Origin of the sequence: Pseudoalteromonas sp. AS71 (genome assembly GCF_038900275.1) — a bacterium.
Classification (GTDB): Bacteria; Pseudomonadota; Gammaproteobacteria; order Enterobacterales; family Alteromonadaceae; genus Pseudoalteromonas.
On the sequence record NZ_JBBMQZ010000004.1, the window covers coordinates 53,541 to 68,974 of the forward strand.

Consider the following 15,434-nt stretch of genomic DNA (forward strand, 5'->3'; position numbering starts at 1 on the left):
AAGGAACAAAGTATGTCTTCGATGACACTGAATAAACTAGTTGAAAAACTGAGTCCCGATTGCAGAAAAAGCCTAGAAGGTGCCGTTGCTATATGTAATAGCCGCAGTCATTTTACGGTTGAACTTGAACATTGGCTACTAGCTATGATTGAGCAGCAATTAGATGACGTTAGACTAATTTTTGGCTCGTTCGATATAGATATTGATAAAGTTCAGCAGGATTTAAATCAATCACTAGAGTCGTTTAAAACGGGTAGTGAGTCATCACCTAGTTTGTCAGTACATGTAACGAGTCTGCTTAAGCAGTCTTGGTTAAGTACCAGCATTGAGTTTACAGATAATCAAATTCGTAGTGCATACGTTATTTATACCCTTACTAAAGACGATACTTTATCAAGTTTAGTTACACGTTGTAGTAAGTTATTTAATAAAATAGAACCTGGTCAATTGCTTCATGCATGGCCTGAAATAGTTGCGCAATCTCAAGAGCGTAACCATTCAGTACAAAATGCATCAACTCAGGCAAATGCTGGCTCTAAAACCCCAAGCTTAGATCAATTCACTGTTGATTTAACAGCCCAGGCACTCGCTGGAAAAATAGACCCTATTCTTGGTCGTGATTTCGAAATACGTCAAATGGTAGATATTTTGACAAGGCGTCGTCAAAACAACCCAATTTTAACGGGTGAAGCCGGTGTAGGTAAAACAGCAGTCGTTGAAGGGCTTGCGTTAAGAATCGCTCAAAAAGACGTACCGGCTGTATTACAAAATGTAAAAATTCACAGCTTAGATTTAGCTCTACTACAAGCTGGTGCGGGTATGAAAGGTGAATTTGAAAATCGCCTTAAATCACTTATCAATGAAGTAAAGAATGCGGTAAATCCGGTAGTTTTATTTATTGATGAAGCACATACCATGATTGGTAGCGGTGGTGCTGCTGGTCAAAATGACGCGGCCAACCTATTAAAGCCCGCTTTAGCGCGTGGTGAATTACGTACAATAGCGGCAACTACTTGGGCTGAATACAAAAAGTTTTTTGAAAAAGACGCTGCATTAACACGCCGATTCCAAGTTGTAAAAGTTGAAGAGCCAACCCCTGAAAAAGCGGTAGCAATGTTACGCGGCTTAGTGCCGGTAATGGAAAAGCACCACAAGGTATTTATATCTGAACAAGCACTTGAAGGCGCGGTGCATTTATCACATCGTTATATTACTGCAAGGCAGCTACCAGACAAAGCCGTAGCATTACTAGATACAGCGTGTGCACGTGTAGCAATGAGCCAAGCATCAACTCCAAATACTATTGAGCAGCTTGTAAATCGCTTAAGCGAAATAGAAACACAAGTAAAAATGCTTAACAGAGAGCAAAAAACGGGTTTAGATCATTCACAGCAGCTAGACACATTAAAAGCAGAGCTAATTACAATTGAAGAGCAATTAGCCCCTTTAAATGAACAATTTAGTACTGAAAAAGAAATTGTAACTGAGCTTAATCAAGCTCTAGAGCTTATTAACTCTCAAGACGATGAGTCATCACAAGAGATACTCGATAAGCTAAGACTTAGCAAAGAGAAGCTAGCCTCTTTTGAACATAATATGGTTCATTGGCAGGTTAACGAAGAGCTTATAGCGCAAGTTATTTCAGATTGGACAGGCATACCTGTTGGTAAAATGCACGAAGATGAAATTCATGGCATTTTAAATTTAGCACAACAAATGAAGCAACGAGTTGTAGGACAAGACCATGCTCTTGATTTAATAGCTAAAGTTGTTCAAACATCGCGTGCTCAACTAGCTGATGAAAGCCGCCCTAACGGTATATTTATGTTAGCAGGGCCAAGCGGTGTAGGTAAAACAGAAACAGCGCTTTCTTTAGCCCAAGAAGTATATGGTAGTGAAGAAAACGTCACTGTAATTAATATGTCTGAGTTTAAAGAAGAGCATAAAGTATCTTTACTGCTTGGCTCACCTCCAGGGTATGTAGGTTACGGCGAGGGAGGCATACTAACCGAAGCCGTAAGAAGAAAGCCATACAGTGTTGTACTTTTAGATGAGATGGAAAAAGCACATCCTGGCGTGCAAGATATTTTTTATCAAGTTTTTGATAAAGGTACAATAAAAGACGGTGAAGGCCGCGATATCGACTTTAAAAACACCATTATAATTATGACCTCAAACGTGGGCACAGACACCACAATGAGCTTATTTGAAGACGAAGAAAGTAAACCAAGTATCAAAGGTTTATTAAAGGCACTACAAGATGATTTACTTGCTTCATTTAAACCCGCATTTTTAGGTCGTATTAATGTAATACCTTACATCCCACTAAGTGACGATATTCTTACAGAAATTGCCGCTATTCAAATAAATAAAATAATTAAACGTGTTAAAAAACATTACAATGCCGAGTTGATTTATAATAAAGATGTAATTGAATATATTATTGCTAATTGCCAGAACGCAGGCTCAGGTGCACGTAATATTCACACTATACTGCAAAACAGAGTGCTACCATTATTGTCTGAAGTTTTACTTTCTAGCATGGTTGATGACAAAGAAATTAATAGTATATCGCTATTAATAAAAGATAATGAATTTGAACTGGAGCTGAATTAAAGGTTAATTAAAGTTAATTTGAAATAACTTGTTATTAAGGTTGTTTCTTTAGTTTGAGGGCATTATAATTTTGGTGCCTGATATCACTACATGGAATTTTTGAGACATTGTCTTCATCTAAGGAAAGGAATCAGAAGGCCTTTTCATTGCTGTATTAAAGATAATGGTTTCAAAGGAATTTTGGTATATACCAAAGTAAAGAATCCAGTATTAATGGATAACATTGTTTAATAAAAAGGAGCATTATCAAATGCAAGCAAATACATATTTAAAATACGGTTCAATCAAAGGCGAAACTACTGCTGAGTCTTTCAAAGATTTAATTACAGTTTTATCTCTTGATTGGAATGTAAGTCGTGAAATTAGCTCAGCTACTGGTACAGCGATGGACCGTGAGTCAAGCTCTACTCGCCTTGGCGACGTAACAATCACTAAACTTCAAGATAAAGCATCTCCGGATCTTTTCAAAGAAGCGACAATCGGTAAAGGTTTACCAGCTGTTTTCCATATCACTAAGCAAGGTGATAAGGTTGAAGAAATCATGAAAATCGAACTTACAGATGCAATGATTTCTAGCTACTCAGTATCAGTACAAAACGATCGTCCAATCGAAACAATCACTATCAGCTACACAGAAATGATGATGACTGTTACTCCAACAGACGACAAAAATAACATTACTGCTCCTCTTGTATACGGTTACAGCGGTGTTAAAGGTCAACAAATGTAATATTTGTTACCTTATAATGGCTCTGGGCATTGCTCAGAGCTTTTTTTGATCTTTAGGACGGGAAAAGCAAGGAATGCAAAAAGCAACACAAGATAAAAACGTAATTCAAATTAGCACCCCTGCTGGTAAAGATGCCCTCTATTTAACTCGTTTTGTTGCCCAAGAGGCAATGTCTGATTTGTTTGTTATGTCTGCCAATATGTACACGATTGGAAAACAAATCGCACACGAAGATTTAGTGGGTAAACCTGTATCTATTAAAGTAAAAAATGCAGAAGGCGGTGGTGAGCGTTACTACCACGGTATAGTTAGTCATTTGGTTTCAAACGGAAGCCGTACGGCAGATGTTGATGAGCAAAAAAATTATATAGATTATCAAGCGACGATAGTTCCATTCGCAGCTTCAATGCGCAATCGTAAAAATAGCCGCATTTTTCAAAAGAAAACAATTAAAGAAATATTTGCTGATTTATTTGGCCAACACAATGTTGCCTTTAGCGATAAAACCAGTAAAACCTACCCTAAGTACGAATATTGTGTTCAGTATCAAGAGTCTGATTTTGATTTCATTCAGCGCTTATTTCAACAAGAAGGTATATTTTACTTTTTTGAACACTCAAACAGTAACCATACGCTTGTTTTAGCTGACGATATTACAGCTTATGAAGTATGTGGCGAAGGTAAAGTTGTATTTTCAACTGGTCATTTAAGTGAATCACACGTATCGCGCTGGCAAGGCGGTTTAAGCATTGCCCCTGGTAGTTTTAAACGTGTTGGTTACGACTTTAAACAGCCATCTCGATACCCTGATGGCGAGCAAGCAAACCCTGAGCTTCCTACTCAATCGGTCTCTGAAATTTTTGAATACACGGGCGAGCAAGAGTGCCACCCGCGCGCAGCTAATTTAGCATCTGTACAGTTAGAGTCACTGCAAAGAGACATGAAGCTTTCCAGTGGGCGTAGTGATTGCCGCTCATTTACTGTAGGTAAGTTATTTAGCTTTAAAAAGCATGAAGACCCACGCCTTGAAGGTAAAACATTTGTTATTACCTCTATGATGACCTCAATTACAGTGCCAAACCAATCAGGTTCGCAGCAGTCATCGGTAGAGGAAGTTTATTCAAATCACTTTGAATGTGTCCCAAAAGAAATCCCTTACAGAGCACAAATAAATAAGAAAAAGCCTGTAATAAATGGGGTTCAAACGGCAATTGTAACTGGCGACAGCGCTGATGAAATTATGATTGACCAATTTGGCCGTGTAAAAGTGCAGTTTGATTGGGATAGAGAAGGCAAAAAAGATTCTAAAAGTTCGTGTTGGATCCGTGTTGCGCAAAATTGGGCGGGTAAAAAGTGGGGGGCGTTTTTCTTCCCTCGTGTAGGCCAAGAAGTTCTTGTGGACTTTATAAATGGCGACCCAGATCAACCCATAATAAGTGGGGCAGTGTATAACGCTGACTTAATGCCTCCGTACGCATTACCTGCTGAAAAAACACAAAGCGGTATAAAAACACGTTCTACAAAAGAAGGCGGGGCTGATAATTTTAATGAGCTTAGATTTGAAGATAAAAAAGGCAGTGAGCTGGTTTATCTTCAAGCAGAAAAAGACAAGCAACTGTATGTTAAAAACGATCAAAACGATAAAACAGATCACGACCATAATATTGAAATTGGCAACGACAGAAAAACAGATATTGCTAATAACGACAGCCTTAAAGTTGCTAAAAATCGTATTGCCGAAATGGGCGACAACGATACTTTAAAAGTTGGCAAAACATTAAATATAGAAGCTGGTGATGAAATTATTATTAAAACAGGTTCAGCACAAATTAAAATGAGTAGTAGTGGTAATATAACTATCGAAGGTACTAATATAGATATTAAAGGTAGTAATGTTAAAGTTGACGGCAGTGCTATAACTTTATCAGCCGGAATAATTAAATTAAATTAGTGCAAATATGGAAATAATAAACAGTTATTACACAGGGCTAAGAAACGGGATTAATAATAACGGATATGTTGTATATTGCCGTTATGGGTTGGCATATTTAATATGCTTACCAATTAATAGACCCGACGATCCATTGCTAAATCCAGCATTAAGTCATTTAAAAGCAATGAATGGTTATTACACTAGCCAGTTTTTAAATAATTTACACCCAGCATTAAATAGTGAAGATATTGTGTCGGGATTATATCAATATGCTATGCAAAGCCCAGTTGCACTTTCAGACTACTCTCAAAGTGAATTAATAGAGTCTTTATCGCTTTTAGTGGCGCACAGTAAGTTATTAATAATCCCTTTATTTGATTAGTTTATTATAAAAATATAAACAGACAAGGAGTCTTTATGGGTAAGCCCGCAGCTACAATTGGTCACATGCATGTGTGCCCTAAAACAACCGGCACAGTGCCGCATGTAGGCGGCCCTGTAGTTATTGGCTCAACTAATGTGTTAATTGGTGGTATGCCCGCTGCGCGTAAAGGCGACATGATGGTGTGTATTGGCCCGCCAGATAGCATTAAATCGGGTTCTGGCTCAGTTAAAATTAACGGTAAGCCAGCCGCTAGAATGGGTGATGACAGCTCCCATGGTGGTAAAATTGTTGTTGGCAATCCTACAGTGTTAATAGGTGGCTAACCTTGCTATCTACATACCTAAGTAATCATAAAGCGCAACTGCTAGCAATTAGTGAAGCACAATATTGCCCTTTTACATGCGTAGGTTTTATAAAAACGCTCAAAACAAAGTTACTAGAAGCTTGTTGGTTAACGGCTAAAAAAAATAACGTAACACAAAAATTCAGCCAGCCAGATTTAGCACAATTAATTGCTTTTTTACAAAGTGACACCAACATTGATTCCACAGCACAAGCATGTATTGAAGTTATGGCTAATTTGCCTCAAAACATTAACCTAGCGTTTATTAACGCTTTAATGAATGAGCCCACCTTACATAGCCTAACTAAATTAATTATTTATAAAGTGTTATTACAACAGCATAGCTTTAATTTAATCGCTTATATTGATTTAAAAACACTGGGCTTTGCATTAACCACTAATCAAGAGTCGCTTGAGCATTTGCAGCCTGCGTTGGATAAAAATTTTTTAGTAAGCAGCCAAACAAAAAATACCGATGTAATAAATACGTTTAAACACTTATGCAATGCTGGGCTTATTAATTCCCCGTTAATGTCGCTTTTTTTATTATCACTAAGTTGGGAACAAGTAAACGTAGTTGGCAACCATGCAAGTAACACCTTAACGGTTGATCAAACCATGCAGATATTACTGCAAAGTAGCTTTGCAAAACTTGTTCCTTTAGCTAATACCTTTTTAAATAAAGTTGAAGATCCAAGTGCCATTATTGCTTTAGTAAGACGTTTGCTTGGTGATAAGCTTGATTTATTGGTGAGTTTTGAAACGCAATTACAAGCGTGGCAAGGTGATGCGCTATCCCGCAGTGAATTTAAGCGCCAGTTACAAACTAACTGGCCAAAGTACGAAAGTGAGCTTTCACCTTTGCGCTTAATAGCTGGAAAGGCATTAAATATTAAGTTAAATGCGATAGAGATGTATGCTATGGATAGCTATAGCCAAGCTGTATTTAACTTATACAGCTATTATCAGCACGCTACAGCTAAAAAGCTAGATGCGAAGGCACCGCTATGAATGCTTTTAATATTAATATGGAGTGTTTTTTAGCACCATTTTCACAAGACATAGATGAGCTTTTATACGGCGAAGTATCAGTGTTAAATGAGTGTAAAGTATGGCAATCGTGGAATGCATGCATTTACGATTGCGTATTAAAGGCAAAAGAATTATTTGCAAAAGTTGAAGACCTACAAGCGCCTTTAGTTTGGTTGCTTCCTGCGCTTGAGTATCAAGGTGAGCTCAAGCAACTTTTAGCAAATAGTTTAAAGCAGTTATTTCCACAGCATGTAAGTCATATTTTGTTTTATGGCGCTACAGGCGCTAATGCAATGATTGAACTTGTACAGAAAAATCAGTGGGAGAAGGTGAATGTACTTGCAGTAGATGCAACATACAAAGCTAATATTAACAGTGAATATACCTATCAAGGTGTTGGTGGTGCATTTGCAACGGTTACAGCAGGTAAAGCGGGTTGGATGCAACAAAGCCACGAACTAGCTCCATCTGTAGATTTTATAAAGCATAATCAGTTAAGTGGGATGTTTTCTAACATTGCGCTTAATAGCAAAAAACAAATAGATTTTATATGTGCGCCAGGTAATGGCGTAAACCACGAAAGCGATGTGTGGTTAACAAATTTACAATTGCTCAGTAGCTTAATTAGTGAGCATACACATTATGAATTACCTAATTACAAATTGGGTAAAATTGGTGCGCTTGAAGGACTCGTCAATTTATATCAATTGACCTCAAGCCCAGCTATTGTAAATCACTTTAAACACGCGTTAGTGATTTCTCAAGAACAATCAAAATACCAAGCTGCAGCATCATACTTATGGATAAGTGAGGAAGTACACAACTAATGCAAAGTAATACAGTTGTTTTACAAGGAACGAGTTACCCCATTTGCCTAGTTGCTGGTGCTGCAAAAGCGCCTGCAGGCTACGAAGCTGTTGTAACTAATACCAACGAAAGTGCGAATCAATTGGTTGATCAAGTTAGTGAAACGCTCACGAATGATCCCTCTAAACGTATTGATACTATTAAGCTACTTATAAATATAGGTATTGGAGCTTCTAAAGCAGACGACCAACGTAAAACTGCTAACTCGCTTATTAAAGCAATTGCTGCAGGGACTATTAGGTGTTTCCGTGAAAAAGTTAAGTCTTCTATTCAAGTTAGTGATAATACTAATAGCAGCTCGGCAGGTAAAAATTCTAACAAAAAAACTAAAACAACAGCATCAGGTAAAAGCGCATCGCAAGCACCCGCTAAAAACACTGGCGGCGCCAGTAATAACACCGCAAGCGAAGAGCCCATTACAAACCAAGAATGCCGCTCAGATCCGGTTTCAATGCTTTCGGGCGAAGAAATCCTCCCGCTTATCGACTTTACCCTAGCAGGGAGTCGCCAATTAATATGGCGACGTTTGTATCGCTCATCTCATGCTGATGTGTGCACAACAATGGGTAATGGTTGGCGCCACGACTTTATGGCAAGCCTTAGTGAGCATTATTTGCCACCGCCAAAAGTGGGCCCTAAACAAAAAGGGACATACTGGTTAGAGTACCAAGACGAGCACGGCGCTAAACATAGATTTGAAAAGGTAAAACCTGGTCAATCGAGCTATCAGTTAAGTAGTAACCTTGCGCTACATTACCAAACAAATGGTAAGCAAGTACTTGTAACACCAGACGACCAACACCTTACGTTTAAACCAGGCGAAAGCGCGTGGCTGCTTGAAAAAATAATTAACGAAAAAGGCCAAAGCATCGCGTTTTATTACGATGCTAAAGAGCGCCTACACCGTATAGAAGTAAACAAAGTCCGTGGCTGTATAATTAGCTACAACGCGCAAGGTTTATTAAGCAAAATAGCAGCGTACTACACCGATAAAAACAACAAACAGCAATTGCTATCACCATTGCTTGCTAGCTATGAGTACGACGAAAACAAAAACCTTGTTCAGTCTACTAATCAGCAAAACGAAACTGAGCGCTACGCGTATAACGCCGCTAATTTATTAACAAAGCGTACCCGAGCCAGTGGCTTTAGCCATCACTTTGAGTGGGATAGTTACTCACCCAGCGCTAAATGTATAAAGCAGTGGGGCGATAACAACACCTATACCTACCAGTTTGAATATAACTTAGAGGCTGGTGAAACAACCTGTATAGACTCTCGCGGCCACAAAGAGCACTTTGTACATAACGCACAAGGTAAATTGGTAAAACATACCGACCCTAACGGCAATGTTTGGCAATATACATACAATGCGCAAGGCCAAAAGCTCAGTGAAATTAAGCCTGATAGCAGCACAACGCGCTATAGCTACACACCTTTCGGCCAGTTAGAAACATTAACGCAGCCAGATGGTAGCCAAACGCATTTTGCCTACAATCAACTTGGGCAACGTGTATTAACTACCCTACCTGATGGGCAAACCATTACGCGTAAATACAGTGTGGCTGGCTTATTACAAAGTGAAACCTTTGGTGATGGCCGCACCACATTATACAGCTACGATAAGCTCGGCCAGTTAACCCAGCATATTAATAAAAATGGTCAAATCACCAAATTTATTTGGAACGAGCAAGGCGAGCTTTTAGCAAAACACCATAACGATGAGTTAATACGTTACAGCTACGACAGCCTAGGCCGCGTAAATGCCACACTGAATAACGCAGGCTTACTCACTCAATATAAATACAATGAGCACGGCCAGCTTACACAAACCATTGCCTTTGATGAAAACGAGCCTGAAAATAAACAGCATCAATATTTTAGCTACGACGAAGCAGGGCGATTAATTAGCTCGCAAAACAGCAAAGGCGACACCACAGAGCAACATTTTGAAGGGCTAAGCCAACCACATTGTGTTATTCAGCCCGATGGCAGCGCACTGCATTTAACATACGACAAAGAGCGAAACTTAACAGCCATAGAGCGAAGCGACGGCCACGTATACCGCATAAGTTACGACGCGAACGAAAACCCAACACAAATAACCGGGTTTGATGGCACGCTCCAGCAGTATAAATACGATGCCTGTAACCGTTTAGCCTCAGTAACGCAAAGCAACAAACGCCATGTAAAAATAGAGCGCGACAGCCTTGGCCGTGTAACTGCGCAGCATGCAAGCCTTGCCAGTGACTCACATATCATTAATAACGCCAATTACTACAGCTACACAAAGCAAGGTAACATTGCGCGTGCACATAATGCGCAATCAACACTTAAACAACGCTTTGATAAAGGCGGGCGATTATTGTGTGCTGAGCAAGTTAATAACCAGCAACAAGCGCATACCCTAAAGTACAGCTACGACGAATACGGCAGAAGGCAAAGCCTTACGTTGCCAGACTCAACCACACTTAAGTACAGTTACAACCAGTTTGGCCAGCTAAGCGGTATTAACTTACAGCAAACCAACAGCAAAGAGCTTGAACTTGCAAAGCCGCTTGTAACATTAGGCTACGACAGCCAAGGTAATATTAAAACCCAGCAGTTTGGTAACAGCACTACCCTTACTCAGCAGTTTGATGTATTTAACCGTTTAACGCAGCAACAGCTTACACACCCAGCGCAAGCATTATTTGATACCTGTACGTACAATTACGACAGCGTAAACCAGCTGATTGCCCGTAAAAACGAAGGCGTAAGCAGCCAAAATATCAATTTTGAATACAACAGCTTGGGGCAGTTAATACAACAAACACTGGCAAGAACGGGTGCTGATACAACCACACACTACCAGTGGGATAGCTTTGGTAACCCACAAAGCCAAACAGTAAAATCAAACACAAGCGATGCAGACACTAGAGATATAAGCACGTGTGGTAAAGAAGCTAGCGATACAGCTAACAGCGACCAAGGTGCAAAACATAAGGCTGTAAATGCTGAGCATACAGTCAGCTCTTCTATTGATTTAACACGCGCCACGCATAGCGAATACAATGAGTTAGCGCCAAATAGTAGTGAAAGTAGTAGTAAAAATAGTAGCAACGTTGACTCAGTAGCAAACAATGAAAGTACTAACAACACCACAATAAACAGTGCCACCGACGCCGACCGCCTAACACAATTTGGCGACAGCGACTTTTACTACGACGAGTTCGGTAACCAAATACGCGAAACCGGCAAAGGCATTAAAACCCGCCGTGAATATAACGCATTTAACCAGCTAAGCTGTTTTAATAATAACGGCACGCTCACTCAATACGACTACGACCCACTCGGTCGTCGTATTGCTAAGCACACCGAGCACGGTAAAATTGACTACATTTGGGATAACGACCAGTTAATCGGCGAATGCCAGCACGGTGAATATACGTGGTATATCAACCTGCCAAACCAATTTCACCCAGTAGCACTGATTAAACAAGGTGAGGTGTACTACTACCACCTAGACCAACTTAACACCCCACGCTTTGTAACAAATAACAAATCAGAAGTCGTATGGGAAAACCAAGCCGATGTATATGGTTATGAAGAACCAGAAGCCGAGCCTGACACGAATAAAGAAAACACCTTCACTCAGCCAATTCGCTTTCAAGGGCAATATTTAGATGAAGAAAGCGGCTTACATTACAACCGTTATCGCTACTACAGCCCCAAGCAGCAACGCTTTATAAACCAAGATCCGATTGGGTTAGTGGGCGGCATAAATCACTATCAATATGCACCCAATCCTGTTAATTGGGTGGATCCATTTGGGTTAATGTGTGAAGAGGGTGAAAAGAGCTTAAAAAAAGCGTTAGATACAAGTGTAGCTTCTGGGTGCATAAGTCCAAAACTATCTGAAAAATTATTTAAAGCAGCTCAAGATGGGCAATTAACGCCTAAGGAAATTAAGGATAATCTGAATTCAATACCACAAGAGGAAGGTTTAAAGCCAGTAAGTATTTTTCCGATAGAATGGGCTGTTGAAGGCGTCGCTGATATTTTCGATGCTGTAATTACTATGGTTGATGAAGGTGTAACTGCCGCCGGTGCTGCAACATTAGCGGTAGAAGCTATTCCAGGTAAGTTTGCAGATGAAGCAATTGAACCAATTGTTAAAAAGCTTGGTAGCGGAACTGGAGCTTTAAAAGTTGGTGAAGCAACCACATACAGTAATCATAATAAGAGAGCAAAAGTAGGCGACGATCTTGAAGGTAATCATATTCCAGCTATTAAGCAGATTATAAAAGCTGAAGAGATAAAAAGGGAAAGAAAGCTAACGAAAGCTGAAAAATCTGAACTAAAGAGGTTAACTGGTGTTTTAGTGGAGCCTAAAGAAGTTCACGCTGCAGGAGCGACATTTAGAGGGAGAAATACAAAAGTAAGGATTAGTGAAGATGCCTCTGATTTAGAAAAAGCGGCTTTTAGAGATACTGAAACAACAAAGGGTGAGCTGCTCAAGCGAGGTTATAGTGAAAATGAGATTAATAATGAAATAACTAAACTGCATAACTATAATAAGTCTATAAATGTTTATGATAAAAAAGAACCTATTAAATTGAGTACCGATAATGATTGATTTTAATGTGATTAGTGAGATTGTAGAATCGACTTTAAAGAGTGGTATCGAAGAGCTATGCCATTCTATTTTTAAGGAAAAGCCGGAGTTTCATCACGATGATGATTTGGATGAGACTTACCTAATTATGAAAGATAGCGGAGTTTCGATCTTATATAATGAAGATGAAATTTTTGAATGTTTATTTTTTCATTTTGAAGGTGACTCAGATACTAAGGCGTGTCAATTAGAAGTTGTTTACCTTAATCAATTCTTTAGCCCATACAAAGTGAAAGAAACACTATTAGGGGCAAATTATAATTATATTAAAGAAATAATGATGTCTTCTGGTAAATATTTAAAAGTTAAAAGTGCTCTGGTTTTTGAAAAAGATAAGATTTACTTCAATGCGGAGTTTAATGAAGATAATGGACTTTCTTTATTAAGCGTTATGAGTGAAAAAAGCTTTCCTGGTTGATTTTTGATTCAAAAAGATATCCTAGATAACAAAGACACATATCTTAATTTTGAAGCAAGTACTTGGTCTTATCAGTGTGAAAAACAAGCAGGGTGTTTAATGGTATTCGCAAGTAAGCGTCAAGTAAGTTTGTTTGATACAAAATATTACCACTGTATCTAGCGTTGTGTTCGGCGTGCATTTTTATGTGGAGAAGAATATTTTACTGGCAATTCTTACGTGCATCGAAGAGGCTGGGTTGAAGAAAAGTTACTTATGCTTGCCAAAGTGTTTTGTATTGACGTGTGTGCTTATGCAGTAATGAGTAATCACACCCATTTAGTGCTGTATGTAGATGATAAAAAAATGACAAAGCGATTGTTATTCGCTGGCATAAGCTGTGCAAGGGCACCGAACTTACGCAAAAGGTCATGCAAGGTGAAGAGCTAAGTAAAGCTGAATCTATTTTTTAATCGAACGGTCAAACAGTATCGCGAGTAACTGAGAGGTATTATTTGGTTTATGCGTTGATTTAATGAAAACAAGATAGTAGAGCAAAAAATAAGGTAACGTTACAGGTTTCTTTTGGAAGCCAATTCAAATAGTAAGCACTATCCGATGAAGCTGCACTTGCTGCGAGTATGGCGCGCATTCAACATGCTATGGCTAATGAGGTAACGGTTGAAAGTCATTTACTTTCACGTTTTTAATTAGTGGTACTTATTTTAAATAATTAGAAATATAGGTAAGGAGGCCCAAACCACTATGTTTGGTTTAATAAAAAAATATGACGTACACATGTGCTCTGAAGTTAAAGGAATTATTACTTTAAACGGCAATCCCGTTGAAGGTGTTTTAATTAATCGCAGCCTTAAATTTGCACATAAAATTGAAAAAGAAGATCAGGTTATCACAGCTTCCGATGGCACGTTTAATATGCCAGAAGTTGTTGTTGAGTCAAAAATTCCCGGTGATATGTTTTCCCATGAAGTTACTTATCAACTTATTACTGCAATTCATGGCGGTGAAGAGTATGAGCTTTGGAATAGTGAGCTACGTGGTATTGATGAGCCCGACGAGTACAAACAAAAGCTAAACAGTCTAAACGCTGATTTAGTATCACCTAATGTGGATTTTATATTTCCTAACCATGCTCATGAAAACTTAGATTTTTATGGCTCGAGTATTTGTAGATGGAAAAGTGACTTTGAAATCTATGAAACTGAAGACGACGATACGGATTACTTTAAAGATTTTAAATAATAAAAGGATTTTACATGAAAATTTTATCTCCTAGCATAGCGGCACAACTGGCTGATTTTGCGTACAAAAGCATTGCGGTTTCGGCAGCTGGTGATCAGTCAAAAAAAATAAAGTCGAATCCAATTATTAGTAAGCATTTTGCATTTGATTCAAAAACATCAACACTAACAGGTGTAAGTGGCACAACAGCAGAGCATGTATTGAACCAATCTACTGGTTTTGGCTTTTTTGGTGTAGGCAAAGGTACCGGTAACCATGCGGGCGAGATTGTTATAGCAATACGGGGTACTGCTGGGCTTGCTGATGCGTTAACAGATTTACACTGTGGTGTTACCGTTGGCCCAAATTTAGCTCCGGTACATTCTGGATTTAATCGTACTTTTGAAACTATTAAACCGCAACTAGCAGCAATATTGAGTAAGGCAGGTGGGCGCCCTGTTCACTGTATTGGCCATAGCCTTGGTGGTGCTTTAGCAACGTTAGCAGCAAATTGGATTAAAGCTCAATATAAGGTGCCTGTAAAACTTTATACTTTTGGATCTCCAAGGGTGGGTCTTAACCCTTTCGCAATTAAAACAGAGACAAGATTAGATGGCATTTATAGGGCTGTTCATCGTAGCGACCCTGTAGCTATGGTTCCTGTTTGGCCGTTTGTACATGCGGGGAGCGAATATAGGCTAAGTACGTGTGTTTCATTAACGGGTGCGGCGCATAAAATGGCAGGTAATGCGCCAGGTTATATTAACACTGCAGCTAGTTACCCTGACTATAAAAGTATGCAGAAAGGCTCGATATCTAACTTAACGATGACACGTCTGAAGTACTATAACCGACATCATGCTTCTTTTAATGCACATTGGTCTGAAAAAATCACAAGTGCCCTTATCACTTTATTACGTGAGAGCGGTAAGTTAGCAAGTATTATGGGTCAAATAGGCACATCAGGTGTTTTAACTATTTATGATTTATTAGCTCGGTCAATTGTAGAGATTTCTCAAATGTCGATTAAGTTTGCTGAAGATAGTAAAGGGCTAATTGGGCATATACTTAACTTTGTAGGAAAGCCATTTGTTGCCGTTGATATAACTTATGCAGGTGTAAAAAAAGCTTTAACTTGGATGTTAGAAAAACTTAAAACACTAGTAATTGCTGCGGTCAAAGTTTCACCTCATATCGCCTTTGGCTAGTAATTAAATTAAGGCTCAGGTAAC

11 protein-coding genes and 1 pseudogene are annotated in these 15,434 nt (G+C 39.0%); all 12 read left to right on the forward strand.

The features are described from left to right. Positions 1 to 12 precede the first annotated feature (12 nt). The 12 genes and pseudogenes from tssH to WNY98_RS04175 all read left to right on the forward strand — a co-directional run bounded on the left by tssH (position 13) and on the right by WNY98_RS04175 (position 15,410). Positions 13 to 2,616, forward strand: coding sequence for a type VI secretion system ATPase TssH (gene tssH / locus WNY98_RS04120; protein ID WP_342877202.1), 2,604 nt, complete (start codon positions 13 to 15; stop codon positions 2,614 to 2,616). Between the two features lie 250 nt (positions 2,617 to 2,866). Further along, complete coding sequence (locus WNY98_RS04125) at positions 2,867 to 3,346, forward strand: type VI secretion system tube protein Hcp (protein WP_024594574.1); 480 nt, start codon at positions 2,867 to 2,869, stop codon at positions 3,344 to 3,346. A gap of 73 nt (positions 3,347 to 3,419) precedes the next feature. Continuing rightward, positions 3,420 to 5,297, forward strand: coding sequence for a type VI secretion system tip protein TssI/VgrG (gene tssI, locus WNY98_RS04130; protein ID WP_342877203.1), 1,878 nt, complete (start codon positions 3,420 to 3,422; stop codon positions 5,295 to 5,297). 7 nt (positions 5,298 to 5,304) lie between these two features. Next, positions 5,305 to 5,661 carry a hypothetical protein gene (locus WNY98_RS04135; RefSeq protein WP_342877204.1) on the forward strand — a complete coding sequence of 119 codons (357 nt, stop codon included), beginning with the start codon at positions 5,305 to 5,307 and terminating at the stop codon, positions 5,659 to 5,661. Positions 5,662 to 5,696: 35 nt separating this feature from the next. Further along, positions 5,697 to 5,987, forward strand: coding sequence for a PAAR domain-containing protein (locus WNY98_RS04140; protein ID WP_024595244.1), 291 nt, complete (start codon positions 5,697 to 5,699; stop codon positions 5,985 to 5,987). Between the two features lie 2 nt (positions 5,988 to 5,989). Continuing rightward, on the forward strand, positions 5,990 to 7,018 hold the full coding sequence (locus tag WNY98_RS04145) for a hypothetical protein (RefSeq protein WP_342877205.1): 1,029 nt from the start codon (positions 5,990 to 5,992) through the stop codon (positions 7,016 to 7,018). Continuing rightward, entirely contained in the window at positions 7,015 to 7,866 is an 852-nt protein-coding gene (locus WNY98_RS04150; RefSeq protein ID WP_197184750.1) for a hypothetical protein, read from the forward strand. The genes WNY98_RS04145 and WNY98_RS04150 overlap by 4 nt, the downstream gene beginning before the upstream one ends. Further along, positions 7,866 to 12,524, forward strand: a complete 4,659-nt coding sequence (locus tag WNY98_RS04155; protein WP_342877206.1) for an RHS repeat-associated core domain-containing protein — start codon at positions 7,866 to 7,868, stop codon at positions 12,522 to 12,524. The genes WNY98_RS04150 and WNY98_RS04155 overlap by 1 nt, the downstream gene beginning before the upstream one ends. Further along, positions 12,517 to 12,981 carry a hypothetical protein gene (locus WNY98_RS04160; RefSeq protein ID WP_154946061.1) on the forward strand — a complete coding sequence of 155 codons (465 nt, stop codon included), beginning with the start codon at positions 12,517 to 12,519 and terminating at the stop codon, positions 12,979 to 12,981. Before WNY98_RS04155 ends, WNY98_RS04160 begins: the two co-directional genes overlap by 8 nt. Positions 12,982 to 13,080: 99 nt before the next feature. Further along, positions 13,081 to 13,562 (forward strand): annotated as a pseudogene (locus WNY98_RS04165) (transposase); the annotation flags it as partial. A 163-nt stretch (positions 13,563 to 13,725) separates the two neighbouring features. Further along, entirely contained in the window at positions 13,726 to 14,223 is a 498-nt protein-coding gene (locus tag WNY98_RS04170; RefSeq protein ID WP_197184751.1) for a DUF6795 domain-containing protein, read from the forward strand. Positions 14,224 to 14,237: 14 nt separating this feature from the next. Beyond that, the gene (locus WNY98_RS04175; protein ID WP_182716258.1) at positions 14,238 to 15,410 is read left to right on the forward strand and encodes a lipase family protein; all 1,173 of its coding nucleotides are present in this window, start codon (positions 14,238 to 14,240) and stop codon (positions 15,408 to 15,410) included. The last annotated feature ends 24 nt before the right edge of the window (positions 15,411 to 15,434 follow it).

What these genes read in the sequence shown, in the direction of transcription:
- WNY98_RS04140 (WP_024595244.1), top strand. Translation starts at nt 5,697, where the DNA reads ATGGGTAAGCCCGCAGCTACAATTGGTCACATGCATGTGTGCCCTAAA.
- WNY98_RS04170 (WP_197184751.1), top strand. Translation starts at nt 13,726, where the DNA reads ATGTTTGGTTTAATAAAAAAATATGACGTACACATGTGCTCTGAAGTT.
- WNY98_RS04125 (WP_024594574.1), top strand. Translation starts at nt 2,867, where the DNA reads ATGCAAGCAAATACATATTTAAAATACGGTTCAATCAAAGGCGAAACT.
- tssI (WP_342877203.1), top strand. Translation starts at nt 3,420, where the DNA reads ATGCAAAAAGCAACACAAGATAAAAACGTAATTCAAATTAGCACCCCT.
- WNY98_RS04175 (WP_182716258.1), top strand. Translation starts at nt 14,238, where the DNA reads ATGAAAATTTTATCTCCTAGCATAGCGGCACAACTGGCTGATTTTGCG.
- tssH (WP_342877202.1), top strand. Translation starts at nt 13, where the DNA reads ATGTCTTCGATGACACTGAATAAACTAGTTGAAAAACTGAGTCCCGAT.
- WNY98_RS04155 (WP_342877206.1), top strand. Translation starts at nt 7,866, where the DNA reads ATGCAAAGTAATACAGTTGTTTTACAAGGAACGAGTTACCCCATTTGC.
- WNY98_RS04150 (WP_197184750.1), top strand. Translation starts at nt 7,015, where the DNA reads ATGAATGCTTTTAATATTAATATGGAGTGTTTTTTAGCACCATTTTCA.
- WNY98_RS04135 (WP_342877204.1), top strand. Translation starts at nt 5,305, where the DNA reads ATGGAAATAATAAACAGTTATTACACAGGGCTAAGAAACGGGATTAAT.
- WNY98_RS04160 (WP_154946061.1), top strand. Translation starts at nt 12,517, where the DNA reads ATGATTGATTTTAATGTGATTAGTGAGATTGTAGAATCGACTTTAAAG.